The organism is Carnobacterium sp. GW821-FHT04C06, assembly GCF_059420345.1.
On record NZ_JBWKTN010000002.1, the window covers coordinates 121,225 to 146,960 of the forward strand.

The following is a 25,736-nucleotide window of genomic DNA, read 5'->3' on the forward strand; positions in this document are numbered from 1 at the left end:
TGTAAATGAATAACGAATTAGAAAGAGAATTAGGCTGGGACGATACGATTGAAAAGGAAAATGAATTTATTATCTTACCTGCAGGTGACTATAATTTCACGGTTACAAACTTTGAGCGCGGTCGTCACAATGGTAGTGCTAAATTGCCAGCATGTAATAAAGCTGTAATTGATATCGCAATTGAGGGGCCAAAAGGGAAAAAAATTATTAAGCATAATCTATTCTTGCATACCACTACAGAAGGAATGTTATCGAATTTCTTTACTGGAATTGGACAAAAGAAAAAAGGTGAGCCTTTGAAAATGAATTGGGGTCAAGTTGTTGGAAGCAAAGGGAAATGTAAAGTTAGTATTCATAAATGGATTAGTAACAATACTGGAGAAGAGTTAGAGGACAATCAAATTAAAACGTTCTATGCTTCTGAAAATGCGGGTACTCCACCACAGAACCAAGCACCAGTAAATCAACAACAAACTCAATACCAACAACAACCAGCAAATCAACAAAACCAAGCACCATTTCCAACATCTCCACCACAACAAAACAATGGTGGATATCAACCAGGGGCATTTTAGGAGGACGTAATAATGGATAAAAAAAATAATGACAAAATGATTGATTTAGACCTAAGTAATTTAGCTGATGGTGGTATTCAAGAAAAAGTTGATTTGGAAATGAAAAAAGTATTTGAAAATATTCACGATTTAAATACTGAGCCTAAATCGAAACGCAAAGTAACAATCACATTAGAATTGACTCCCGATGAAAATCGGGAAGTAATTACTATCAGTAGTTCAGTTAAATCAAACTTAGCGCCGTTAACTGATGTTACCACAACGATTTTAACTGGACGTAATGTAAATGGTCGTGTCGAAGCAAAAGAGCTTAAATCGCGAACTAAAGGTCAAACGTATTTTGATGTAGACGATGGAAAATTTAAAGATGATGTCGGAACGCCAATTGAAGAAATAGAATCAAATGACAATTCAGGATTAATTGATTTTCAGAAAAAACAAAAAAATAATGCCTAATAGGCTTGGAGGATATAACAATGACAGACATTAAAGAAAGTTTACAATATGCAGTTGAATTAGCACAAAACGAAGATAAAACCGTAGAAGTGAATGGAAAAACTTACTTTGATAGAAACAATCACAATCTAACAGAATTGGATGGCAAAAAGTATGCCGAAACTCTAACAGTCAGCACTTTACAGGGATTAGTAGATTTTATTAAATCAAAATTTGATCGCGTTGAAGACCGCTTGGTTTTACATGTTAAAAGTCCTGTAGAAGTAAATGTATTATCTCAACTAGATGAAAATGGTCGTCGTGAAAATATTTTAAGTGCAATGGTTGATTTGCCAAAATATCCCTACAAACACTATTTAAAACCTAGTGAATTCATTATCCAATTGCAATCTATTTTTCAAAGAAATGAAGATTCTACAGCTTTATTAGCGTTCACTGGCGCTCTTAGAATCGATAATGGCATTGAATTAAAAGATGATGGGATTAGCCAAGTGACTACAGTTAAGAGTGGAGCTTCGACAGTAGGGACTGCTAAAGTTCCAAGTCCAGCTATCCTTTCACCGTACCGCACATTTTTAGAAGTGCCACAGCCTGAAAGTGCTTTTATTTTCAGACTAAACGATGATGCTGAATGCGCATTATTCGAGGCTGATGGAGGATTATGGAAAAACGAGGCAATTTTAAATATTCGTAAGTATTTTGAAAATGCTTTTGAAGAAGAAATCAAGAATAATCAAATCAATATTATTGCCTAGGAGTGAGCTGATTTGCAATTAAGACCCTACCAAAAAAAATCTCGTGAGGCCATTCAAAACGAATGGTCCAACGGGATAAAAAAAACATTGCTGGTCTTACCTACAGGATGTGGGAAGACAATTGTATTCAGTAAAGTAATTGAAGATAGAGTGAAGATGGGCGAGCGTGTGCTCGTCTTAGCTCATCGAGGAGAATTACTAGATCAAGCAGCTGATAAGTTAGAAAAAGCAACAGGCTTAAAATGTGCAACTGAAAAAGCACAAGAAACATCAATCGGAAGTTTCTTCCGTGTGGTTGTCGGGTCTGTTCAATCCATGCAACGCCCTAAGCGACTAGAGCAATTTAAGAGTGACCACTTTGACACAATTGTTGTAGACGAAGCGCATCATTGTATATCTGATGGATATCAAAGAGTTTTAAATCACTTTGAACATGCGAACGTCTTAGGTGTGACGGCAACACCAGATCGTGGGGATATGAAAAATTTAGGATCATATTTTGATAGTTTGGCTTATGAATATACACTACCAAAAGCAATTAAAGAAGGGTTTTTAAGCCCTATTAGAGCTCTAACTGTTCCGCTTAAATTAGATTTAACTCAGGTTGGCCAACAAGCAGGCGACTTTAAATCAAGTGATTTAGGGACAGCGTTGGATCCCTATTTACATCAAATAGCCGATACGATGATTGAACAATGCGAAAATCGAAAAACAGTGGTATTTCTTCCACTTGTTAAAACGAGCCAGAAATTTACAGAAATATTAAACGAAAAAGGATTTAAGGCTGCAGAAGTGAACGGAGAAAGTAAAGATCGTGCACAGGTTTTAGATGATTTTGAAAATGATAAATACAACGTTTTATGTAATTCCATGTTGCTTACTGAAGGGTGGGATTGTCCTAGCGTGGATTGTATTGTTGTACTAAGACCGACTAAAGTTAGAAGTCTATACTCTCAAATGGTTGGGCGAGGTACCCGACTACATCCAGATAAAGAGTCATTATTATTGTTAGATTTCCTTTGGCATACAGAAAAGCATGAGTTGTGCCATCCTGCTCACTTGATTGCTGAAAATAAAGACGTTGCAAGAGTTATGACTGAGAAAATAGAAGAAGCTGGTTATGCGATGGACCTTGAAGAAGTTGAGGCATCATCGGCAGAGGATGTTGTGGCTCAGAGAGAAGAGGCATTGGCCAACAAACTCGCTGAAATGAAGCGACGTAAGAAAAAATTAGTTGATCCACTTCAATTTGAGATGAGTATTCAGTCCGAAGAGTTATCAAGTTATGTTCCAAGTTTCGGCTGGGAAATGGGACCACCATCAGAAAAACAGATAAAGACATTAGAAAAAATGGGTATTTTACCTGATGAAATTGATAACGCAGGCAAAGCTACTAAAATTTTAGAACGATTAGATAAGCGCCGTGATGAAGGATTAACGACACCTAAGCAAATTCGCTTTTTAGAAAGTCGTGGTTTTGAACATGTAGGTCAATGGGACTTCAACAATGCAAAAAAAATAATTGATCGTATTGCAGCAAATGGTTGGAGAATACCTGCAGGTATAAACCCTAAAGAATATAGTGGCAAATAAAACATTAATGGAGGATTTTAATATGGAGAATAAAAAGAATATCAAGTATTTAGCAGGATTAGTGATTTTGTTAGTAGGTTTAATTATCGGTGGTTTTAGATTCTTTGAAAAAATTGACAATGGATATGTAGGTGTTCGTTACTCAATGAATGGTGGAGTGAAAGATAATGTACTTGGCCAAGGTGTTAAGTTCGTGGGATTAGATAAAGTTACACAGTATCCAATTCGTCTTCAAACTGTAAAAGTTAAGAAATTAAATCTAGCTACACAAGATGGGAAAGCAACGCATGTATCTATCACTTATGCGTATAAAGTTGATCCAACAAAAGTATCGTCAGTATTTAAAGAATTCGGAAATATAAAGATTGAAGACATTGAAGAAAGCTGGTTAAAAGCTCAACTATTGAAGTCTGGTAGAAAAGTAATGTCAGAATACAATTTACTAGATGTCACAGGCAAAAAATCAACAGAGGTTCAAAATAAAATATTAGAAGACTATCAAGCTGCAGTTAAGAAAAAAGGTTTTTTAGTTGAAGATTTAAGTTTTGGTGTCCCTGATGTAGATGCTGAAACAAAGAAATCAATTGATGCAATCATCAAAGCTGGTCAAGATAATGAACGTGCTAAATTAGAAGCTGAAACTACTCTAACAAAAGCTAAAGCAGATGCTGAAGCAGAAGTGACAAGAGCAACTGCAGAAGCGGAAGCGAATAATATTTTGAACAATTCAATCACAGATAACCTAATTAAGATGAAAGAAGCAGATGCTCATATGAAACATGGTTTTGTAACAGTTCAAACAGGAAATGCAATTGTCGATACTACAACGAAATAAGGTGGAAAGTATGGGATATTTCATTTTAAAATTTATGATTGGATTACTAGTGAGTACATTGATTGTTTTAGGTCTCACTATATCTAGAAATAACAAAGAAAAATAAAAAAAGTCGTGGGACCACGTGCTCCACGACGAATAGATAAAACAACAATGTTTCCGCAATGCTGAATTAACTAGTGTGTAACATCATTGCGGAAATATTATATCACAGGCATTTTAGATTTAAAACTATTTACTATAATTTGTTAGTTAAATAACGGAGGAAGAAGAATGACAGATAAAAAATACACGCACAAGATTGTGATGTTTGACGTTAACGGATTGGTTCGAACTGCTCGGTTTGAAAGTGAGAAGCGAGCAGATAATTTTACTAGTTTCACAATGTTGAAAACTCGAGGATTTTTAATCGATGACAGCAGAACAAAGTTCAGTTTAGACAACATCGTACAAATAAATCCAGTTGAGGTGATTGAGGGATGAGTAGACTAGAAGAGATTAACAACTTAGCATTTGACTTAACTAACGAAGAACTAGAACCGCATGAACAATACGAGAAAGCTAAGAAAATATATGAGTTGAGTTTACACATTGAACTTAACGAGAATCAGCAGATTGTACTTGATTGGATGAAAAGAGATCTTCCAAACCGGGGAGTAGATAGCTTGCTTTGCGAATTAACATTTTTAAGTTGCACTGGAGGATGGATGAAAAATGAGGTAACAGCTAGGGCTTATCGCAATCTTACAGATATTGAGCGGTTGCAAGTCCTGCAAGCATTTTCCGAATGGGGGTTAAGTCATGAGAGAAATTAAGTATAGAGCGTGGGATAAAATCACGAAGAAGATGTATAAAGTTTCTTCAATCCACATAGAAGATGAATATGTGGTTTTATTTGAAAAAACCATTTATGAAGGAGAGTTCAAAAGAAAGTTTAGCGAAATAATCCTTATGCAGTATACAGGATTGAAAGATAAAAACGGTGTGGAGATTTACGAGGGTGATATTGTAAATGTAACTTTTGAAGGATCACATTTTTTTAATTCAGAAGTAAAATGGTTCGGTGATAAAGGTTATCCGTCGTTCGATATAGAAGCACCTCGAACTTTCTACTTTGATTCCAATGTTTTATCTTGTATATCGAATGTAAGCGAGTATGAAATCGAAGTCATCGGCAACAAGTTTGATAATCCGGAGCTGTTGGATTAATTGGTAAATTTTGTTAGAACGGAGTAAATAGACTATGGATAATAAACTAGATTTAATTGCCTTACTGGACTACATTAACCCCTCTATGCTGGATTATACAGAATGGGTAAACGTTGGGATGGCATTAAAAGAAGAAGGATATACTGCCGCTGATTGGGACGAATGGAGTCGTAATGACAACCGTTACCAACAGGGTGAATGTTTTAAAAAATGGACCACGTTTCAAGGTTCAGGTGGTAGTCCTGTTACAGGAGCTACTATCACACAATTAGCCAAAGAAAATGGCTGGACCCCGAAAAGATACAATGAAGAATCGCGCGAATTAGGGTGGGAAGATGAGATTGGTGGCAATGACGATCTAGTTATTATTGATAAAAACTGGGTCGAAGGAAAAGAAATCAAAGAGCCGACTCATTTTAATCCTGTTCGTGAGCTAACAAAATATTTAGAAGTATTATTCGAATCAACGGAAAATGTAGGCTATGTTACTGAAACGTGGGAGAAAGATGGGAAATACCTTCCTACTAAAGGAGCTAGTGATCGAACGGCTGGTCAGTTGATTCAAGAATTAAATCAATGTGACGGAGATATGGGTAATGTTTTTGGAGATTACAACCCACAGGCTGGTGCTTGGATTCGATTTAATCCATTAGATGGTAAAGGTGTTAAGAATGAAAATGTTACAGATTTTCGTTATGCCTTAGTTGAATCCGATACGATGGATTTAGCCAAGCAAAATGCCATCATCCGTGAGCTTGAATTGCCAGTAGCATGCTTAGTTTACTCAGGAAAGAAAAGTATTCACGCTATCGTTCGAGTAGATGCAGCTGATTATGGAGAGTATCGAAAGCGTGTAGATTATCTTTACAATGTTTGTAAAAAGAATGGCTTGAACATCGATAGTCAAAATAGAAACCCTTCACGTTTATCAAGAATGCCAGGGATTATCCGAGGTGATAAAAAACAATTTATCATTGATACCAATATAGGAAAAGAAAATTGGGAAGAATGGCACGAATGGATTGAGGGAATCAATGACGATTTACCAGAGCCAGAAAGCTTAACCGAATTTTGGAACGACATGCCAGAACTTGCACCAGTACTAATTGATGGCTTGTTGCGTCAAGGCCATAAAATGTTAATGGCAGGTCCTTCAAAAGCAGGGAAGTCATTTGCTTTGATTGAGCTCTGCATTGCTCTTGCTGAAGGTAGGAAGTGGCTAGGATGGAATTGTAAGAAAGGTAAAGTCCTTTATGTCAATTTAGAACTTGATCGCGCCAGTTGTTTGCATCGATTCAAAGATGTATACGGTGGACTCGGCTGGGAACCAGATAATCTCAATAATATTGATATCTGGAATTTGCGTGGAAAGACAGTTCCAATGGATAAACTAGCACCTAAATTGATTCGTAGAGCAACTAAGAAGAACTACAGCGCAGTTATCATTGACCCCATTTATAAAGTCTTAACGGGTGATGAAAACAGTGCAGATCAGATGGCTCATTTTACTAATCAGTTTGATAAAATTTGTACGGAATTAGGTTCTAGCGTTATTTATTGCCATCATCATTCAAAAGGTGGGCAAGGAAATAAAAAATCAATGGACCGCGCAAGTGGCTCAGGCGTATTCGCTCGTGATCCAGATGCTTTAATTGATTTAGTTGAGTTAGAAATAAGCGATACAATTCAAGCACATCAAGAAAGTAAATCAATTTGCCAAGTCTATGAATTGGCTCTTAAAAAGTACGCACCTGATTATTTTAACGAATACGTGTCACAGGATGACTTAATGAGTGAGTTTCAAATGAATCAACATATTACAACAGCAATAAAATCTAGGCATGATATGGAAGTAGTGGCAATTGCTGCAAACAAGGCAAAACAACAGGCTAAAATTAAAACTGGTTGGCGAGTAGAAGGAACTCTAAGAGAATTTCCTAAATTCGAACCTGTCAACATGTGGTTTAATTATCCAGTCCATTCCGTTGATACGACAGGCATTCTAAGTGATATTAAATTAGACGACGTTCAACCACCATGGAAAAAGAATTTAGATAAGAAGAAAAAAACGCCTGATGAAGCTAAGGCAGAACGCAAAATCGGATTAGAAACGGCCTATGAAGCGTGCTCAATTGAGGATGATATTACTGTAGATTCTCTTGCTGAATATATGGGAATTAGTGATAAAACGGTCAGAAGAAGAGTAAAAGAACATGGCGGTTTTGAAATAAATGAGGGCAAAATTGAGAAAAAATAAGTAGATAGGGACAGGGACAAAGTCGAGGTTTTGTCTGTCTGTCTTTTAGGGACAGACACTGCTTTTTATCGAGAATGTCCCTGTCCTTAGAGAGCATTTCACAAAGTTAAGGACAAAGTCGGGAGTGTCCCTGTCTGACCCTTAGAGAATACTAGTTTCTATAGTTTGTGAAATCAGGTTAGGGACAGGGACAGGGACAACCCTATACTACGTATAGGTAATTGACCCTTGTCCCAATCAGTCCATTATGGGTGACAGGAACAAGGGGAGTTTACACTCTCCCCCTTGATCCCTGACCCCTTAAATAATTGGACAAAGCGCGAGAGAAAAATAATAAAAAAATAAAAAAAGAATCATTACGATTTGGAAAGGTGAAAAAATGAAAATGACATATGCTATGGAGTTGACTAAAAAATATTCTCGTTGTCTAGAATGTGGGAATGACCGTATTGGATGTGGAGAAGGTGGATTGATTATTGGCGAGATTAATTTTGATCGTTGGTGCAAATGTGGATGGAAAGTTCATATTGAATCAAAAGAGGTGGTTTATCGATGTCAGGATTAAGTTTCTTTATGCCTATGGAAAAAGTACCCACTACAACTCATCAGCAGAAGCAAGTACGCGTTGTAAATGGCAAACCGGTATTCTATGAGCCACCAGACTTGGAAGCAGCACGCTCGAAATTAACAGCACATTTGGCTAAACATGTTCCAGATGAAAAATATAAAAAGGGTGTTCGACTTACATCATGGTGGTGCTTCAAAGCTACGGGTGCTCACAAAAACGGTGAATACAAAACAACAAAGCCTGATACAGATAATTTAGTGAAGTTGCTAAAAGATTGCATGACTGATTTAAATTTTTGGGAAGACGATGCTTTAGTTGCTAGTGAAGTCATTGAAAAATATTGGGCAGATTTGCCAGGTATTTATATCAAAATTGAGGTGCTGTAAATGGACTACCAAAAATTTTATGCTGAAGTGGTTGCTTGGATTCATGAAAGCAATCAACAAGCAATTAAACACGGATTGAACAGTGATGTCTTTTGGGATTGGGTTGTGAAATCTAGTGGGGAACTGTGCAATCGATACAACAACGAAATTTTAGTTGTCAAACAAATGAACATGCTGATTGATTGGCTAGAAGGTGTTTGGCAATCACAAAAAGGTGGGGAGGAACATGAAAAGTCCAGAGTTTGAAAAATTATTTGTTTTGCTGAAAGAACATGAAATTGGAACATGTTCAGTAAAAAATTGCGCGGATTGTGAAGAAATAAAAAAATATGGTCGTGAGATTTGGACAGCCTCAAATCCGAATAATCGTAAAGGAAAACAGCTCCTTGATCCAGTTGGTCGGTTAACTAAAAAATATTATTTCGAAGCAAAAAAACGCGGCTATGCTGATTATGAAATTGCCTTAGCTTGTGGGTTGAGTCGCAACGGGATAGGGAAATGGAAAAAAGAAAATAGAATTACTAGGTCAGATTTTAACAAAAGTCGCGATAAAGAAATATTTAAATCGTTCAAAAATGGAACTAGTATGGGCGCGATAGCGAATCATTATGATTTAACGGAAGTAACCGTTGAATCAATTATAAAAAAGGAGATGGGAACTATTGGCTAAAGCAACAGGTTTGACTAAACATCAAATTGAGATCATTACAAAAACTGCAAGCGAAGTGGCAACAAAGCACGTAGATCAAAAAGAAAAACGTAAAAAAATTGAACAACGAGAACGCAATTTACAAAATACAAATTTGTTGCTAAAAAACTATACAAAGCTAAGGGATATGGCAGAAGAGTATCAGTCCGAACTATCTGGATATGACGAATCTGTTCTTGATTTAGAAACGTTGACTCTTGAAACTTTAGAAAAATATCACTTTAAAACAGTAAAAATCATGAGACATGTTGACGCTATGCTCAGAGCGTATGAGCTAGGCGCAGCAAAAGGTTTGCCTGAAGAAAAAAGACGATTCGAAGTATTGAAATATCGTTATCTTGTAGATAATAAACTGACAGTAAAACAATTATGCGAACGATTAGGAGTAGAGCAAGCAACTGTATATAGAGATTCAAGAGAAGCTATTAACGATATGTCTGTAATGCTGTTTGGCGTTGCTGCAATAGGCTTTGTGTAATGATAAAAATTAGATAAAAAATGACACCTTTTTCATGTTACTATGATAGTGTGAAATGAGTAGGTAGGTGTCGCGCCTCCTGAAAGCCTCCTAGGGTTATTCACAAATAAAAACTCCTAAAAGGATTGTGACCGTCATCGTTACGGACTGCCTTTCAGGAGTTTTTTACATAATTTTTTAATAATAAAAAAGGTGGTGGTGATATGCCGTGAATACATTAAGAGAAAAACAAAAACGCTTTGCTGACGAGTATATTCGTTGTGGAAATGCCAATGAAGCTGCTCGATTAGCTGACTACAAACAGCCTCATGTTCAAGGAGCACGTTTGTTAGCTAATGTTAGTGTTAAAGCCTATATAGACAAACAGCTAGCTAAAATGGACGCTAAGAGGGTTATGGATGCCACCGAAGCGATGCAGTTATTGACGTCCATAGCACGTGGGGAAATTGAGGAAACTATTTATATTCCTACACAAGATGGTGTAGCAGAAATAAAAAAGAAATCCGATATTAATCAACGTAAAAGTGCTTTAGATTCATTGTTGAAACGTTATCCAAAAAATGAAGACTTGGACAGACAACTTACTCAAGCTAGAATTGATAAAATTGAACAGGATATTAAGACGAGCGAAAAAGGCAGCGCGAGTGGCGTTACGATTATCGTTAACAATGATTTAGAAGATTAAATAACAAGAATGTGTCGTAAATGTCGACCTAGTTCACATAATACCTACTAACCCAAGTAATAACAGTAGCAAGGCTTTAGCATGTGAATATTGTGATTTTAAATTGGTATAGTTAGTAAGTAGCTGGTATCAAAGGATTTCGAAGGAGGAAAGATTGTGAAAACATGACTACTAAAGAGATAGAAAAACCGAATAATATAACGAAGGAACTCAGTTTGAAGTCGCTTATAGGCGGTGGATATAAGGAGTTCTTTTTTGATAAGCATTTTTACCGTGTCATCAAAGGGAGCCGTGGTTCAAAAAAATCTAAGACAATAGCATTGAATCATATTTACAGATTGCTCATTTATGAATGGTCCAATATTCTTGTTGTTCGGCGTCATAGCAATACTTTGCGCCAGTCATGTTACACCGAATTGAAGTGGGCAATTGCTCAGCTGGGCGTAAATGAGTATTTTAAGTGCAATCCATCATTGCCAGAAATAACGTATATTCCTACTGGTCAAAAGATTTTATTTCGTGGCTTGGATGATCCATTAAAAATTACATCAATTGCAGTGGAAACAGGCATACTTGCATTTGTATGGATTGAGGAATGTTACGAGATAGAAAGTGCAGAAAAGCTTGAGACTTTAGCAGAATCGATTCGTGGGAAATACGATAATCCAGAAGTATTCAGACAAATAACACTTAGTTTTAACCCTTGGTCTGAAAAGCATTGGTTAAAACGTGAATTTTTTGACGAAGAAACCAAGAAAAAGAACGTATCGTCCTACACAACGAATTACCGTGTGAATGAATGGTTAGACCAAGAAACAATTGATCGTTACGAAGACTTGTACCGAACGAATCCTAAGCGTGCTCGTGTTGTATGTGATGGCGATTGGGGAATTGCTGATGGTTTAGTCTTTGAAAACTTTAGAGAAGCTGAAATGACAAATGAAGAATTGTTACAGTATCAACCCATCTTTGGTATTGACTATGGTTGGAGTAATGATCCAACGGCTTTTATCGCAGCGTACGTAAATGAGCGCGATAAAAAGCTATACATTTCAGATGAGTTTTATCAAACGCATTTAAAAACCGAAGAGATTGCAAATTTAATTAAAGAAAAAGGGTATCAAGACGAGTGGATAATTTCAGAAATTGATGGCCGTTTGATTAACGAGTTATACGATTGTGGAATCACGAGAATGGACCAAGTAATTAAGGACCAAGTGGTTGTCGGCATCGTAGAACTCCAAAACTATGAAATAATAATCAATCCTAAATGCGAAAACTTTTTGATTGAAATAAACAATTACACTTGGAAAAAAGAAAAATTAAGTGACCGTTATTTAGGAAAACCAATTGATGATTACAATCACTTAATCGATGCTCTAAGGTATGCGATGACGAGCTTGCATGCGGGAGTGTCACTAAATATCAAAGAGTCGCTGTTGTAGAAAGGAGATAACTAATGAATCAGTACGGAATACCTAGCCAATCAGAAAGAAATTTTACTGTTAATGCAAATGATCCAGTAACATATAAGACTGTCGGAGATTATATTGAAAAACACATGAAACTAATCCCATTCTATGAAAAAATGGAAAAGCTTTATACTGGCGAACATGAAATTTATGACCAAAAAAGTAAAGAGCTTGGAAAGCCAGATCATCGAATAGGAGTTAATTTTGCTAGGTATGTAGTTGATACAGCAACAGGATATTTTGTTGGGAATCCTGTTAAGTGTAACCATACTAACGATGCAATTAAAGATAAAATCGATGATTTCAGAAAAAGAAACTACGAAAGCGATAACGATGCTGAAATTTCAAAGTTATGTGATATGCATGGGTTAGGGTATAAACTGTTATACCAAGATGAAGAGTCTGAAACACGAGTGGCTGTAGTAAATGCTAAACAAGGCTTTCTAGTTTTTTCTAACGATTTGAAAAATAAACCCCAATTTGGTGTTGTCTATTCAGAGTTTGAAGAGGCAAATGGATCAGCTAAAATAAAAGCATATGTATACGGACCTGATGGTGTCTATCAATATGATAATGTAGCCAAAACACTTTCGCTTATCGAAGAATATGTGTTTGCAGACATACCCATGATTGAATTTGTACAAAATACCGAAAAGCAAGGTAGAATTGAATTAATTTGGTCACTAGCAAATGAATATAATAGTGCGCTCTCAGAAAAAGCGAATGATGTCGCTTATTTTGCAGATGCCTACCTGAAAATGATTGGTGTAGCATGGGATGAAAACACAGAACGTAGTTTGAGGGATAGCAGAACCATTATCTCAAGAAAACCCTTAATGACAGGACAAAGTGTTGATATAGGTTTTTTAGAAAAACCCAATGCAGACACTACTCAAGAAAATTTGTTAAAGCGTATTGAAACATTGATTTTTCAGACATCCATGACATTTAATAGTAATGACAAAGAGCTGTTCTCTGCTGCTTCTGGCGTTGCGTTGGAAGTTAAAATGTTAGATATGAAAAATAGCACATTAGCAAAAGAACGTAAATTCCAAAAATCCTTAGCTTTGCAATATAAGCTATTCTTTCAAGTTCAACTTGATGTTGCGGATAAAAATGTTTGGCGTGACATAGAGTACTCGTTTAACTACAATACCCCACGAAATATTAAAGATGAGGCTGAAACAGCTAGAATGTTAGCTGGTACAACATCAAAAGAAACACAATTAAAAGCAATTCCAAGCTTAGTTCCAGATGTAGACCAAGAGCTCGAAAGAATAAAAGCTGAAAGCGATAGTGAAGAAAAAGATAGAATTTCTGCCGAAGAAGTAATAAGGGTAAACAAAGTAGAGGATGACTCATGAGTTATTGGATAGACCGTGAGTTACACCATATTGAATCTCAAGTTGCACAAGACAAGCTAGATAAAAACTCAATCGTTTCACTTTCAAGAAGAGCTATGGCTAATATCGAAAATGAACTTCTAAAATTATTGAGCAAATACTCTAGCATAGAAGGAATATCGATGTCTGATGCAAAAGAACGAGCGGATCGATTAGATATTCGTGATTTTGAAGATAAAGCAAAAGAGTATGTGGAAAATAAGACCATCAATAGTAAAGTTAATGCTGAGATGCGTCTCTATAATCTAAAAATGAATATGAGCCGTTTACAACTTATTAAGAACCAATTAACAATTGAAATGGCTAAGTATCAAACAGACGTAGAAGAATTTGCTAATAAAAGATTGAACGAAGAAGCTTTAAAAGAGGTTCAACGACAAGCAGGTATATTTAAAAGTACTGCTAAATTTTCAGAAAAAGCGATTAAAGAGATTCTTAACGGTAGTTTTAAACAGAATCAGTTTTCTAATATCTGGGCAAAAGATGTTGATTTTATGAAAGCCACATTAGAAAAGACCTTAGATAACGCTTTGAATCGTGGAGAACATCCAACTAAATTAGTTTCAGAGCTAAGGACTGTATTTGAAAAATCTAGCGCTTTTGAAGCTAGACGATTGCTAGTCAATGAAACTGCACATATCCAAACAAGAATTCAATTGAGTTCATTCAACAAAGCTGGATTTGATAAAGTGGAATTTGTCGCGCAACCAAGCGCCTGTGATAAATGTGGTCAGTATAACGGTAAGATATTTAGTATTGATAAGATTGAGTATCAAGGAGCTAAACCACCAATCCATCCACATTGTAGATGTAGTTTAATTCCATCTTATGAGGATAAATTAGGAATATTTAGAAATGAAGTGGGCGGTAGCGGAAGCTGACGTTTTTTGTTATGTCCAAGCATTGAAGACGCTAAACTCTATGGAAGTCTGAGCATTGATGACAAAAAAAGCAATGGAAGGAGAAATGAAAATGAAAAAAAGTAAATTAAAACAATTATTGCCAATGAGGTTGCAGTTTTTTGGAGGAGAACCTACTGATCCAATTGACCCACCAAAAGACCCAGTTGATCCAAAAAATCCAGAAGACCCCAAAACTCCTGAATTAAAATACACTGATGATGACGTCAATCAGATTGTAAATCAAAAATTCGCTAAATGGCAAAAGGATCAAGAGGCAAAACAAGAAGAAGCTGATAAGTTGGCTAAAATGAATGCAGAAGAAAAGGCTCAGCACGTTAAGGAACAACTCGAGAAAGAAAATGCCGAATTGAAAAAGAACCTTGCATTTAACCAACTCTCAAAAGAGGCCATTAAAATGTTTTCTGAGCACGATATTATCGCTAATGATGAATTAACACACTTAGTTGTTAAAAGTACTGCAGAAGAAACAAAACAATGCGTAGAAAGCCTAGTAAGCATTATTCAAGATCAAGCGGAAAAAATCAGTAAAGAAAAATTAAAAGGGACGCCCCCCGTGATTTCTACGACTCATGTCGGAACCAAAGAAACGAAAAATTTTAAAACAGACGTGTTAAATGAACACAGAATAACTAAATAATTGGAGGAAGAATAATATGAAAAAAAATAAAGAAAACTTATTACCAATGCGATTACAATTTTTTGCGAAACCGAGTTTCGATCCAGATACCACAACTATGCAAGATGCAAAGACCGGTAGTATTCCATCAAATACCGCTGAAACAATTTTGACAGATGTAAAAAATGGGTCGGCAGCTATGCGTCTTGCTAAAGCAGTGCCGATGACAAAACCTCAAGAAAATTTCACCTTTATGTCAGGGGTAGGTGCTTACTGGGTAGATGAGGCTGAGCGTATTCAAACAAGCAAGCCGACGTTCACAAAAGCAACAATGAACTCCAAAAAAATGGGAGTAATTATTCCTACGACAAAAGAAAATTTACGTTATAGTATCACAGATTTCTTTGAATTAATGCGAGCGGAAATAGCGGAGGCATTTTATAAGAAGTTTGACTTAGCTGTATTTTCTGGTGAAGACTCTCCCTATAATTGGAACATTTTAAAGTCTGCTACTGATTCAAAAAATGTTTTAGTCGAAACTGAAAATAAATACGATGATCTAAATAATGCTATTGCTCTAATCGAAGAAGAAGACTTAGAACCCAACGGTATTGCAACCATTCGTAAGCAACGTGTCAAATACCGTTCGACTAAAGACAATAACGGAATGCCTATCTTTAATAGCGTAAATTCAGGTGGCGTAGATGATGTTTTAGGCCTGCCTATTGCGTATACTCCAAAATATACTTTTGGTAAAAGTGATATTGCTGAGCTAGTTGGAGATTGGAACTATGCTTACTATGGAATCTTGCAAGGTATTGAATATGAAATCTTAACAGAAGCGACATTAACCACAGTTAAAGACGAACAAGGGAATCCATTAAACTTAGCAGAACGAGATATGGCTGCGATTAAAGCAACATTCGAGTTAGGTTTCATGGTAGTTAAAGATGAAGCATTCTCTTTGGTCAAAGTTTCAGAAGGCACACCTCCTGATAGCAAATCAACTAAAAAAGGCTAAGAATGGGAGTTGAGTGCATTGGATAAAAATCTAAATGAAATCAGAAAACGCCTTGGTCTAAATGAAGAAAAATTTGAAAAAGTTAAAGAACGAGTTGAGTCTTTGGAAACAGATACAAGGTCTCAACTCTCTTTGTTGCTACAAGCAAAGGATGTTCCTATGGAATATGAATTTATAGTCAGAGCTGTAGTTGTAAAAAGATTTAATCGATTTAAAAACGAAGGTATGAAAAGTATAAATCAATCAGAAGAAACTATTACGTACGATTCGGATGATTTTGGAGAATATGAATCTATTATCAATAAATACGTTGATGATAATAAGCCAGATACTGACTCAAGAACGGTTGAATTTATATGAGATACGATGATCTAGCGAAAGCTTATTGTACCGAAAAGGCAAAAGCCAAATACATTGATGATTTGATGGTAAACGTCACAGATTTAGGCACGACATTTGCGTTACAGCAATTTGGATCACTCAAAGAAGAAAACTATATCATTCGGACAACGGATGACCTGGGGAAGAAAATAACCTTTTTTGAAATTGAAGGTGTTGCTTATAACGTATTAAAACGTGTAGGTATGTGCCCTCGCTATAGTTACTATGTTTCGATTGCTAAAGGAGGAATTCCTTTATGAAAATGAGTGTGAGAATGGATGGTGCTCAAGAGTTATTAAATGCTATTAAAAAAAGTCAAGATATGATGGTGTTTGAAGAAGCAGTTAAACTGACTATGTCTTATTTATTTAGGGTTTCCAGTGCGAATACCCCATATCGATTTGGTTTTCTGAATCGTAGTGAGCAAGTTAGTGGTAGCGGACTAGAAATGGAAGTTGGTTATATTGCAAAATATGCCCCATACGTTGAATTCGGGACTAGATGGATGTATGGTCGACGGTATTTATTAAAAGCAATACAACAAACACAACCATTTTTCTATCGCAATATAGAGAAAGCTATGTTGTATACATTGGGAGGCAAATAGAATGAATCCTTATAGTGAAATATTTCGTTATATTTTTACGTTATCTGAGTCATTTGGTTATGACACTTATGATTTTTTGCCACCTGATCTAAATGGAGATGAATATCCATTTATTTTTATTGGAGAGCAAAATAACGAAGACATAAGAACTAAAACGAAGTTGCGTGGGAAAACTAACATAGTGATCCACGCTTTTTCTTTTGAAACCAAAAGACAAGAAGTTGAAGAAATGATTAATAAAATAAACCTTGCTTTAGTTAATATGTCTTACACGAACAATTATTATTGGATCCTCGAAGAAAATAAACAACGATTTTTTCATGAGAACCAGGATAAAGGACAACCTTTAGTTCATGGAGTATTAGAAGTAAGTTTAGAATTTTTAGGAAAAGGAGAATGATAATATGAGTAACTTAACATCGCCGATTGCACAAGCTGAGGCAGAAGGATTAAAACCAATTGCAGGTAAAGATAAGATTTTAATGTTCCGATTAGTGAAAGAGCGCCCGTATAAGAGCGCTGCTGTTCTTTCATTACAAACGACTCACACTTTAAAAATGGAAGCTAAGTCAGAAAGTACACCAACAAAAGACGGTATTATTGTAGGTGCTGGTGAAGTAGAATTCTCAATTGAATTAGAGGCATTATTGTCTGACACTACTGTAGCGAAAATGTTGGAGTATTGTGTTCAAACAGGCTCTACCTTAGAAGTGTGGGAAATTAATTTGGCAAAACAATTAGCTGACAATAAATTTGAAGCTCGTTATGGTACTGGTGTATTAGAAGGTTGGGAATTGCCAGCAGAAGTTGGGAAAAACGCAACTGTAAAAACAACCATGAAATTAAACGGACAGTTTCTTTTAATGCCTGCAGGAGCGACTTTAGATCGTGATAATCAAGATGCGGTAGTAAATTTAGTTTATGATACTGTCAAAGCTTCAACTGGTGAAGTAGGTAAATATGCATATGAGCCAGTGACTGCTGAAGAAGACAAAGACTTAACAGCTAAAAAAAAAGAAGCAACAACAGCCGTTAATGCCTTAGATAAACTAGCATCTGATGAGAAATTAGCATTTGTAAAACGAATTAATGAAGCTAAAACAATTGCTGCAGTAGATGCAATTTTAACAGAAGCTCAAGAAGCAAATACATCTAAAAAATAGTGAAGAGAGCCAACAACGGCTCTCTTTTTTTGTATAAAAAAATTAGGAGGAAAAAGCGATGGTAAAAACAAAACAAAACGCTAAGAAAGATATGTTCGTGAAAATTGGGGACGAAAAATTAAAAATGAATCGTGGAATTGGATTTTTTAAAGAAATTGGTATTCTCCCAAAACAAACGGGCGAAAATTTAGAAGGAATAGGGTTTATTCTAATGTCTTTAGAAATGGGCGAACCTTTTACCGCTTTGGAAGTTTTGAAAGCTGGATTAGCTATTCATGATGTTGAAGAAGCAGATATTGAAAATTATGTCTTTGAAGAAGCAGACATTGAAAATTTATGCCAAGAATTAATGGATTTTTTCGAACAATCAGCTTACAAGAAAATGGTTCTCGAAGCGAAGAAAATTATAGAGAAAACGGGTGGGGTGGAAGGAGTGACACAAGAAGCCATCAATCAATCAGCTATGAACAAATCACAAGAAACTGTTTCAGATACTACCCAAGCCTAACTGTCAAAGAAATAGATTCGATGGGTTTTGATGAATATGTTACCAGGATGAAAGGTGCTGAGCTTCGTAAAATCGATGATTTGGATACTCAAGTTCAAGCGTTATGGTTGAATCGAGCAATTACAAACGTTGATGAAAAAGGCAGGTACACAGTCAAGGATTATAAAGACATCTTAGATACTTCGAAAATTGAATCTCAATTAACAAATGATGGCGAATCTAAACTTTATCAAACTGATATGAAGGTAAGAGTGGACGAACTTGGAAACAATGACATAGCGGTCCAACGTTCAGCCAACGCTTTTATTTTAGAAAGATTAGAAAAGTTGGAAAGGAGGGAGTAAGTGGGAAACGAATACAGTTTAGTAGCTAAATTAAAGGCTCAAGATGCTGGTTTCACGAGCACACTTTCCAAAGCTGGCTCAGCAATGGAAAAGATGAGCGGTAAAACTGAAAGAAGTGGCGCTAAATTTTCGGATACCGTCAAAAGAATTGCCGTATCTACTGGTGTTTTTAGGGCGGTTAGTACTGGAATTAGTATGGCCACTGGTCAAATTAGTGCTGCGTTCACAAGAATGGATACAATGGACAACTTCCAGCGTAACATGACTCGTGTAACGGGTAGTGCTGAAATAGCTAAAGGTGTACTTGAAGAGCTAAAAGGAGCAACTAAAGGAACAGCGTATGGATTGAATGCTGTAGCAAATGCGACTCAATCTTTCGCCAATTCTGCAATACCGTTAGAGAAATCTACTGCATACACAAAAGACTGGATGGATGCAATTAGTGCATATGGCGACGGAACGACTGAAACTTATGATCGTGTAATGCAACAATTAAATCAAATGGCATCAAAAGGAAAAGCCAATTTAGGTGATTTAAAATCTGCTATGGAAGCTGGTGTTCCAGTACTTCAAATATTAGCAGCACAAACTGGGAAAACGACTCAACAAGTAAGTGATGAGCTGTCCGCTGGTAAGTTATCAGCTGAAGAGTTCATGGATGCAATGCACACAGCGTTTACTAATGGAGCAGGTAATTTTAAATCAATAGAGAATGCAGCGAAAGAAGCTGGTAACACTTGGAAAGGCTCTTTTGATAATATGAAAGCAGCTTTAACACGTGGAGTTATTGAGTTTATAACAGCATTTGATACAATATCCAAAACTCTAACTGGTATGGATATGAAAGGCTGGATTTCTGATTTTGGTTCAACAATGGAAAACGGTATGAAATCAATAGGTCAATCGATTAGTTTAGCAATGGAAAAGTTAGTGCCGTTTGTTGAAGTAATGAGAGGGGCCTTTTTTGGTGTTGGTACAGCTATAAAAAATGCGGTTACAGCTGTGATGACATCGCTAAAAAATATGTATGATGGGTTCGGAAACACCGCACAACTTGAAACGTTCAGTGATGTAATGTACGCTGTCGCAAATGCCATAGAAAGAGTGGCAGAATTTATTCAACGTAATAGCGATGCGATTGTAGAATGGATGGCTATTCTAGTAAAAGGAGCATTAGCTTGGAAAGTTTTCCAGATAACCATGGGAATTGGTGCAGGTTTCGTAAAAGGTATTGAAAATATTCAAAAATTAAGTTCAAAAGTCGTTGATTTTGGTGGAGTAGTAGGAAGGATGAATTCCAGTATTGCGCCTGTACTACAGACAGTAGGAGGGGCTTTTGTTAATCTTGGTTCAACTGTCAGCTCAACGTTTACAAATATGAGAGCAGATGGCTTTAACATTATCACTAGTGGTTTACAAGGATTTAGAACAGCAATATTAAATACCTCACCATCTCTAATGCAATTTTCTCAAAATCTTACAAGAACTAAATTGACGATGAGACAAATGGGTGAAGGTAATTTATTCACACGTCCTTTTACTGCCTTAATAAGCACGCTAGAAATGACCAGTCCTAGCATATTAAGATTTAACACCGCAATTAGAATGATGGGAACAAACATGCGTCATCCAATTACAGCAATTCGAGGACTGAAAACAGAAATGGCTTTGTTAAGTGCTACTAGCGGCGGGACCGGTACTGCATTAAACGGAATGGCACTTAAAGTATCACAAGCTTTTAGATTGATGGCCACTGGTGGGATAACAGCAATTAGAAGCTTAACAGCGGCAATGCTGACAAATCCGATTACAGCAATTCTTGTAGCAATAACTGCAGCAGTAGTTGCAGTTGCAGTGGCGTGGCAAACAAACTTTATGAATATGCGAGAAGTTGTAGACAATGTTTTCGGTTCATTTAAACAGTCATTTACCAGTTTAGGGAATATGTTCAAAGGTCTATTACCTTCGCTAGATAGCCTTCAAAAAGCATTTAAATCTTTAGAACCTGTTCTAAAAGTTGTAGTAGGAATACTCGGTGGGGCTTTAGTCATCGCTTTAGGATTAGTAATTGATGCATTAAGATTGATTGTTTTGTCAGTTGCCACCGTAATTCGTGGATTCAAGCTATTAGGTCAAGCAGGAAGCGCCATGGGTAAATTGCTAACTGGTGATATAAAAGGCGCTAAAGATGAAATGAAGAGCATGGGTGATACCTTTAAAGACCAAGCTGATGCTTTTGAAGAATTTGGTAAAAATTCAGCTACTGTAAACGGTGTGAAATCTGCTTATGAAAGTTTCGGTGATACTGCTGAAAAAACAGGAGAGAAAACGAAAGAATCTGCAAATGTTGTTGTTACGTCGCTAGATACCATTCGAGATAGAGCACAACAGACAGCTAGTTCGTTCCAAGAATCGATGCAACTTGTTGAAGAAGCCTTTAAAATTGAGGGTCAGAATGAAACAAACTTGAAATTTATTGACGAGTTGAAAAAAAGTTCTGATGAATACCTTCAAAATAATGAAAAAGTAGCGACTGCCTATGAAAAACAAATGCAAAAAATGAGCGAAATTGACGAAAAAAACACAAAAGGTCGTAAAACGGCTGAACTAAAAGCGCACAATGACCGCTTAAAAGGCATTCAAGAAAATAATGCAGCGATTATATCCCAAGAAAAAGATTTATCAGCAATGCTTGCGGATAATGTCGATAGAAGTGGCGAACAACTAAATGAAACTCAAAGAACTGCTTTGAAGGCACAGCTAGAAACTGTTAGAAATAGCAAAGTCGAAGAAAATCAATTGTATATTGAGTCCGCACAAAGACGTTTAGAATTAGGGCAAAAAGTTTCTGAAAATGAAATTAATCAATTAGTGCAGTCTATTACTCAAAACTATACGACTAGAAAAGCCTTGATTGCTCAAAACGAAGAAGAGATTAAACAACAAGAAGAAATTCGTAACAATGCTCAATCTGAAACTGAAAAACAAAACGCTCAAAATAAAATTAATGCATTGAATGAGAACAACAACAAAATGCGTGAACAAGTTAATGTGGCAGGTGCTCAAATGCTTGAAATTCTAAATCAACAAGGGATTTTGAACACAGAGACTGTTGTAAACGGATTGAAACAAATGGGGGATATGAGTGATCCAGAATTAATTGCTTTTGTTCAGAAGTTCCAACAATTAGGAGTAGATACAGATACGCAGATGTTAGCGTTTGTTGAAATTCTAAGAAATAAAGGTATCGAAGGAGTTGACCAACTAGAAGCTGGTTTTAAATCCAAAGACCTTTCTGGGATGACTGACGAAGCTAGAGGGCAAGTTATTACGGGTATTAGCACTTTACCACCAGAACTCTTTAATGGCGGACAACAAGGAAAAGATAAATACATCGAAGCCATAAAAGGTGGAGACTATAATAGCGCTGGTAAATATATGATGACGAATACATCGGATGGTGTAAAAGTAGGTTCTACAAACTTATCTGAGAGTGCTAAAAGTGCTGCAGATAAAGCGAATAATGAAATGAAAGCAAAATCTGAATTGTTTAAAAATACTGGGAATAACTATTCTGAAAATATTGGAAAAGGTATCAAGGAAAAAGGTAAAGAGGTATCTGATTCAGCTAAGAAAGTAGCCGATGATGCAAAAAGTTCAGCTGGAAAAGTTGACTTTAAACCAGTAGGTGATGCTATTCCTCAAGGAATTGCTGGAGGGATTACTGCTAATTCTTCATTTGCAACAAATGCGTTAGATAGTCTTATGGCAGATTTAAAGACACGTGCAAAAGCTTCTATTGATTCTCATAGCCCTTCTCGTTGGTTTGCTAAACAAGTAGGGGAAACAATCCCTCAAGGAGTCGCAGTTGGAGTCAATAGAGAAGCCAGTGAGGTTCAATCATCTATTGAAAATATGATGGATAGAGCTAAATCAGTTACTACTAATTCGCCTTTAGGTTCACTTTTTGAAAAAGGAGATACAACGATTTCAGTTGATTTCCAAACTTCTTTAGGCAATAAATTAGATGATTTAGTGAATGCATTTAGTAGCATGGCTGTAATTCTTGAAGGAGAACCAGTAGGACGACTGGTTACAGGGCCAGTCAATAATGAGATGGGCTATATTCAACGTTCAAATGGCAGAGGGGTGTGGTAATAATGGTTGCGATAAAAGAAAAATGTACGTTTAATACTTTTGATAGTTCATCACTCGGATTGTATTTAGTAGACCGTGAATTGGAAAGTCCAAAAGAAAAGGCGTCCACCATTGACATCCCTTATACCATGAGCGAAGAAGATTTTAGCATGATTACTGGCGAACGTTTTTTCGAGAATAGATCACTTAAATATAAATTTATGTGTTATGAAACCCAATACAATAAACGTAAAAAATTACAAGATAAATGTAGAAAATTATTGATGACCAATGATTTTTCTAAACTTGTTGATACGCATAATCCTAATTACTATTGGTGGGGTAAGTGCGCTAAAGTAGATTGTTCGGATACCACAAAAACAGGTAAATTTGAGGTAACAATTGAATTTATGGTCTATCCGTTTTTAATTGCGGACTCATCTTTTTACGAACATGATTGGAATCCATTTAGTTTTTCTGATGGAGTTGCTCAATTTTATAAATATAGAATCAAGTGGAATCGTAAATTCCAAATGGTTCACGTTGGTGATAGGGCAGGTTTTTTGAAGATTATCTCTAGCGATAATATGAGTTTAAAACTAAATGGAATCAGTCATTCAATTACAAAGGGAGAACATGAGTATAGGGATATAAGGATGGTTCCTGGGATAAATTCAATAGAGATTGAAGGTAATGGCACTATTGCGCTATATCCACGAACAGAGGTGATGGTTTAATTATGTACCTGGTAAAAATTTATAGTGATGGCAATAGGTCCAATCCGACTGTAATACATGACGGATACTATGAGTGGCCTAAACTAATTAGCGGCAAAATTGTTCATAAAATTAATGAAACCGATAGTTTTACATTTTCTTTAAATATTAATCATCCTGCATTTAATACTTTCGAACCTTTTCTAACACATGTTGAATGTTTTGATTTAAAAACAGGAATATCAATGTTTTATGGTCGAGTGAGAGAACTGTCAAAAAAAATGACAGGATTTGAACAGACTATCGTTTGTGAAGATGTATTGAATTATTTATTTGATAGCTTCCAAGAATTCGAAGAAATGGGCAATGCTTCTATTGATTCTTATTTCAGGAATTTAATTGCTCAGCACAATAAAGTAGTAGAACCCTACAAACGTTTTGATGTTCGTTTAGTGAACGTAACTAATAACACCGATAACGTGTATCGTGGGAAAGGCTGGGCTATCACAGCTGATACAATTAAGGATAAGCTTGTTTCGAGGCTAGGTGGGTATTTGATATCTCACCGCGAAGGTACGAAGATGTCACTTAGTTACTTATCCGATATTGGATCAAAACAAGAAAATCCTACAATCGAGGTAGCAAAAAATTTAATGGACTTAAGTAAAAAATTAAACCCAGATAAAATTTTTAGTCGTTTAATACCCACAGGTGCTGATATAGAGGGAGAGCACGGAGAAGAAGGGAATGAAAACGATTCTGATATTAACCGCCCTAAAATTACAATTAAAGATGTGAACAATGGCGTCCCTTATCTCGATGATACAGAATTGATTAAAAAAATTGGAATTGTTCCTCACTGTGAGTCGTGGTCGAATGTTAATGATCCCAATATATTAAAAACTAAGGCTAGGAAAATGATAGAGGAACAAAAAAAGTTTATCACGTCATGGTCTATTAACATGGCTGATTTATCCTTTACTCATGATGATGTCAATCAAATTAGTGTAGGGAACCATTATAAAATAATCTGTCCACAAATTACTGAAAATGAGTATGTCAGATGCATTGAAAAAGAAATTGATATCATCCATCCTCAGCTAACCAAATTGACTATGGGTGACACGATAAAGTCTTTTACGGATGTACAAAATGACAGAATTCGACAAGAAAAAGAATACCGCGAAAAAATCAATAATTCCGTTGGAACCATTGAATCTCTAAAAAATCAACAAACTGATTTTAAAGACCAACTAGCAAAAGAAAAGCAGTGGAGAGAAGAGCTTGAAAAAAAGGTTAAGGAGCTAGAAGAGCAAATTAAACCACCAGAACCAACGGAGCAAAAAGGAACGGATGTCTCAGAACACAACACAAGCATTGACTGGGCGAAATTAAAAGCTACTGGACATACTTTTGTAATGGTCAGAGGAGGTTATGGTCAGACAACATACGACAAGCTTGCAGATAGCCATACTACAGGAGCAAGCGTTCAAGGATTGAAGCTAGGTTTATATTGGTTCAGTTATGCTAAAAATGTGTTAGAGGCGATTCAAGAAGCGAATAAAGCTTGTGACTTTGCGGATAAATATAAAGGGAAATTTATCTATCCGATTGCTTGGGATTGGGAAAACGATAGTGAACGCTACGTAATATCTCAAGGTGTCACACCTACAAAACAATTAGTATCAGATATGGCAATTGCGTTCTGTAATCGAGTTTCAGAGCGAGGATACAAACCAATGAATTACAGTAACTTAGATTATTACAATAAATATTTTGATGATCGTGTGAAAAAATATGATTGGTGGTTAGCTCGACCAGGAGTTTCTCAGCCTGATGTGCCATGTACGATTTGGCAGAATGAACTTGATGTGGATGGTACAAGCAGAGGAATTAACGGAAAGGCTGATTTTGATATTAGTTTTAAAAATTATTAGTT

The 25,736-nt window shown here is 36.1% G+C and carries 30 protein-coding genes; all 30 read left to right on the forward strand.

Annotation, left to right across the window (positions count from 1 at the left end):
- The first annotated feature begins 5 nt into the window (after positions 1 to 5).
- The gene (locus AC07SW_RS03880; protein WP_494632274.1) at positions 6 to 575 is read left to right on the forward strand and encodes a hypothetical protein; all 570 of its coding nucleotides are present in this window, start codon (positions 6 to 8) and stop codon (positions 573 to 575) included.
- Between the two features lie 12 nt (positions 576 to 587).
- On the forward strand, positions 588 to 1,031 hold the full coding sequence (locus tag AC07SW_RS03885) for a replication terminator protein (RefSeq protein WP_135081775.1): 444 nt from the start codon (positions 588 to 590) through the stop codon (positions 1,029 to 1,031).
- A gap of 20 nt (positions 1,032 to 1,051) precedes the next feature.
- Entirely contained in the window at positions 1,052 to 1,786 is a 735-nt protein-coding gene (locus tag AC07SW_RS03890; RefSeq protein WP_494632276.1) for a hypothetical protein, read from the forward strand.
- Positions 1,787 to 1,798: 12 nt separating this feature from the next.
- Entirely contained in the window at positions 1,799 to 3,379 is a 1,581-nt protein-coding gene (locus tag AC07SW_RS03895; protein ID WP_494632277.1) for a DEAD/DEAH box helicase, read from the forward strand.
- Positions 3,380 to 3,401: 22 nt separating this feature from the next.
- Entirely contained in the window at positions 3,402 to 4,214 is an 813-nt protein-coding gene (locus AC07SW_RS03900; RefSeq protein WP_494632278.1) for a prohibitin family protein, read from the forward strand.
- 273 nt (positions 4,215 to 4,487) lie between these two features.
- Positions 4,488 to 4,697 (forward strand): hypothetical protein, encoded by a 210-nt coding sequence (locus AC07SW_RS03905; protein WP_311907634.1) that lies wholly within the window; start codon positions 4,488 to 4,490, stop codon positions 4,695 to 4,697.
- Positions 4,694 to 5,029 (forward strand): hypothetical protein, encoded by a 336-nt coding sequence (locus AC07SW_RS03910; RefSeq protein ID WP_494632280.1) that lies wholly within the window; start codon positions 4,694 to 4,696, stop codon positions 5,027 to 5,029. The genes AC07SW_RS03905 and AC07SW_RS03910 overlap by 4 nt, the downstream gene beginning before the upstream one ends.
- On the forward strand, positions 5,016 to 5,423 hold the full coding sequence (locus tag AC07SW_RS03915) for a YopX family protein (protein ID WP_494632281.1): 408 nt from the start codon (positions 5,016 to 5,018) through the stop codon (positions 5,421 to 5,423). Before AC07SW_RS03910 ends, AC07SW_RS03915 begins: the two co-directional genes overlap by 14 nt.
- Positions 5,424 to 5,457: 34 nt before the next feature.
- A complete protein-coding gene (locus tag AC07SW_RS03920) occupies positions 5,458 to 7,680 on the forward strand; it encodes an AAA family ATPase (protein ID WP_494632282.1) in 2,223 nt (740 codons plus the stop codon).
- A gap of 379 nt (positions 7,681 to 8,059) precedes the next feature.
- Positions 8,060 to 8,245, forward strand: coding sequence for a DUF3797 domain-containing protein (locus AC07SW_RS03925; protein ID WP_494632283.1), 186 nt, complete (start codon positions 8,060 to 8,062; stop codon positions 8,243 to 8,245).
- The gene (locus tag AC07SW_RS03930) at positions 8,233 to 8,634 is read left to right on the forward strand and encodes a RusA family crossover junction endodeoxyribonuclease (RefSeq protein ID WP_494632285.1); all 402 of its coding nucleotides are present in this window, start codon (positions 8,233 to 8,235) and stop codon (positions 8,632 to 8,634) included. Before AC07SW_RS03925 ends, AC07SW_RS03930 begins: the two co-directional genes overlap by 13 nt.
- Positions 8,635 to 8,880, forward strand: coding sequence for a hypothetical protein (locus tag AC07SW_RS03935; protein WP_494632286.1), 246 nt, complete (start codon positions 8,635 to 8,637; stop codon positions 8,878 to 8,880).
- Entirely contained in the window at positions 8,861 to 9,304 is a 444-nt protein-coding gene (locus tag AC07SW_RS03940; RefSeq protein ID WP_494632287.1) for a hypothetical protein, read from the forward strand. Before AC07SW_RS03935 ends, AC07SW_RS03940 begins: the two co-directional genes overlap by 20 nt.
- Entirely contained in the window at positions 9,297 to 9,821 is a 525-nt protein-coding gene (locus AC07SW_RS03945) for a helix-turn-helix domain-containing protein (protein WP_135081759.1), read from the forward strand. The genes AC07SW_RS03940 and AC07SW_RS03945 overlap by 8 nt, the downstream gene beginning before the upstream one ends.
- A 208-nt stretch (positions 9,822 to 10,029) precedes the next feature.
- A complete protein-coding gene (locus tag AC07SW_RS03950) occupies positions 10,030 to 10,506 on the forward strand; it encodes a terminase small subunit (protein WP_311778238.1) in 477 nt (158 codons plus the stop codon).
- Between the two features lie 215 nt (positions 10,507 to 10,721).
- A complete protein-coding gene (locus AC07SW_RS03955) occupies positions 10,722 to 11,951 on the forward strand; it encodes a PBSX family phage terminase large subunit (protein ID WP_494632288.1) in 1,230 nt (409 codons plus the stop codon).
- Positions 11,952 to 11,965: 14 nt separating this feature from the next.
- Positions 11,966 to 13,342, forward strand: a complete 1,377-nt coding sequence (locus tag AC07SW_RS03960; RefSeq protein ID WP_494632290.1) for a phage portal protein — start codon at positions 11,966 to 11,968, stop codon at positions 13,340 to 13,342.
- Positions 13,339 to 14,262, forward strand: coding sequence for a minor capsid protein (locus tag AC07SW_RS03965; protein WP_494632291.1), 924 nt, complete (start codon positions 13,339 to 13,341; stop codon positions 14,260 to 14,262). The genes AC07SW_RS03960 and AC07SW_RS03965 overlap by 4 nt, the downstream gene beginning before the upstream one ends.
- 58 nt (positions 14,263 to 14,320) lie before the next feature.
- The gene (locus AC07SW_RS03970) at positions 14,321 to 14,941 is read left to right on the forward strand and encodes a DUF4355 domain-containing protein (protein WP_494632292.1); all 621 of its coding nucleotides are present in this window, start codon (positions 14,321 to 14,323) and stop codon (positions 14,939 to 14,941) included.
- 16 nt (positions 14,942 to 14,957) lie between these two features.
- A complete protein-coding gene (locus tag AC07SW_RS03975) occupies positions 14,958 to 15,941 on the forward strand; it encodes a phage major capsid protein (RefSeq protein ID WP_494632293.1) in 984 nt (327 codons plus the stop codon).
- Between the two features lie 18 nt (positions 15,942 to 15,959).
- Positions 15,960 to 16,301, forward strand: a complete 342-nt coding sequence (locus AC07SW_RS03980; protein WP_494632295.1) for a phage head-tail connector protein — start codon at positions 15,960 to 15,962, stop codon at positions 16,299 to 16,301.
- Entirely contained in the window at positions 16,298 to 16,582 is a 285-nt protein-coding gene (locus AC07SW_RS03985) for a hypothetical protein (RefSeq protein ID WP_311778231.1), read from the forward strand. The genes AC07SW_RS03980 and AC07SW_RS03985 overlap by 4 nt, the downstream gene beginning before the upstream one ends.
- A complete protein-coding gene (locus AC07SW_RS03990; protein ID WP_494632296.1) occupies positions 16,579 to 16,929 on the forward strand; it encodes an HK97-gp10 family putative phage morphogenesis protein in 351 nt (116 codons plus the stop codon). Before AC07SW_RS03985 ends, AC07SW_RS03990 begins: the two co-directional genes overlap by 4 nt.
- Position 16,930: 1 nt before the next feature.
- Complete coding sequence (locus AC07SW_RS03995) at positions 16,931 to 17,329, forward strand: hypothetical protein (protein WP_494632297.1); 399 nt, start codon at positions 16,931 to 16,933, stop codon at positions 17,327 to 17,329.
- A 4-nt stretch (positions 17,330 to 17,333) separates the two neighbouring features.
- Positions 17,334 to 18,092, forward strand: coding sequence for a phage major tail protein, TP901-1 family (locus tag AC07SW_RS04000; RefSeq protein WP_494632298.1), 759 nt, complete (start codon positions 17,334 to 17,336; stop codon positions 18,090 to 18,092).
- A gap of 58 nt (positions 18,093 to 18,150) precedes the next feature.
- Entirely contained in the window at positions 18,151 to 18,600 is a 450-nt protein-coding gene (locus AC07SW_RS04005; protein ID WP_494632300.1) for a hypothetical protein, read from the forward strand.
- 20 nt (positions 18,601 to 18,620) lie between these two features.
- Positions 18,621 to 18,944, forward strand: coding sequence for a hypothetical protein (locus AC07SW_RS04010; protein ID WP_485403068.1), 324 nt, complete (start codon positions 18,621 to 18,623; stop codon positions 18,942 to 18,944).
- On the forward strand, positions 18,945 to 23,102 hold the full coding sequence (locus tag AC07SW_RS04015; protein WP_494632301.1) for a tape measure protein: 4,158 nt from the start codon (positions 18,945 to 18,947) through the stop codon (positions 23,100 to 23,102).
- A 2-nt stretch (positions 23,103 to 23,104) separates the two neighbouring features.
- Positions 23,105 to 23,818, forward strand: coding sequence for a hypothetical protein (locus tag AC07SW_RS04020; protein WP_494632303.1), 714 nt, complete (start codon positions 23,105 to 23,107; stop codon positions 23,816 to 23,818).
- Positions 23,819 to 23,820: 2 nt separating this feature from the next.
- Positions 23,821 to 25,734, forward strand: coding sequence for a GH25 family lysozyme (locus AC07SW_RS04025; RefSeq protein WP_494632304.1), 1,914 nt, complete (start codon positions 23,821 to 23,823; stop codon positions 25,732 to 25,734).
- Positions 25,735 to 25,736: the final 2 nt, after the last annotated feature.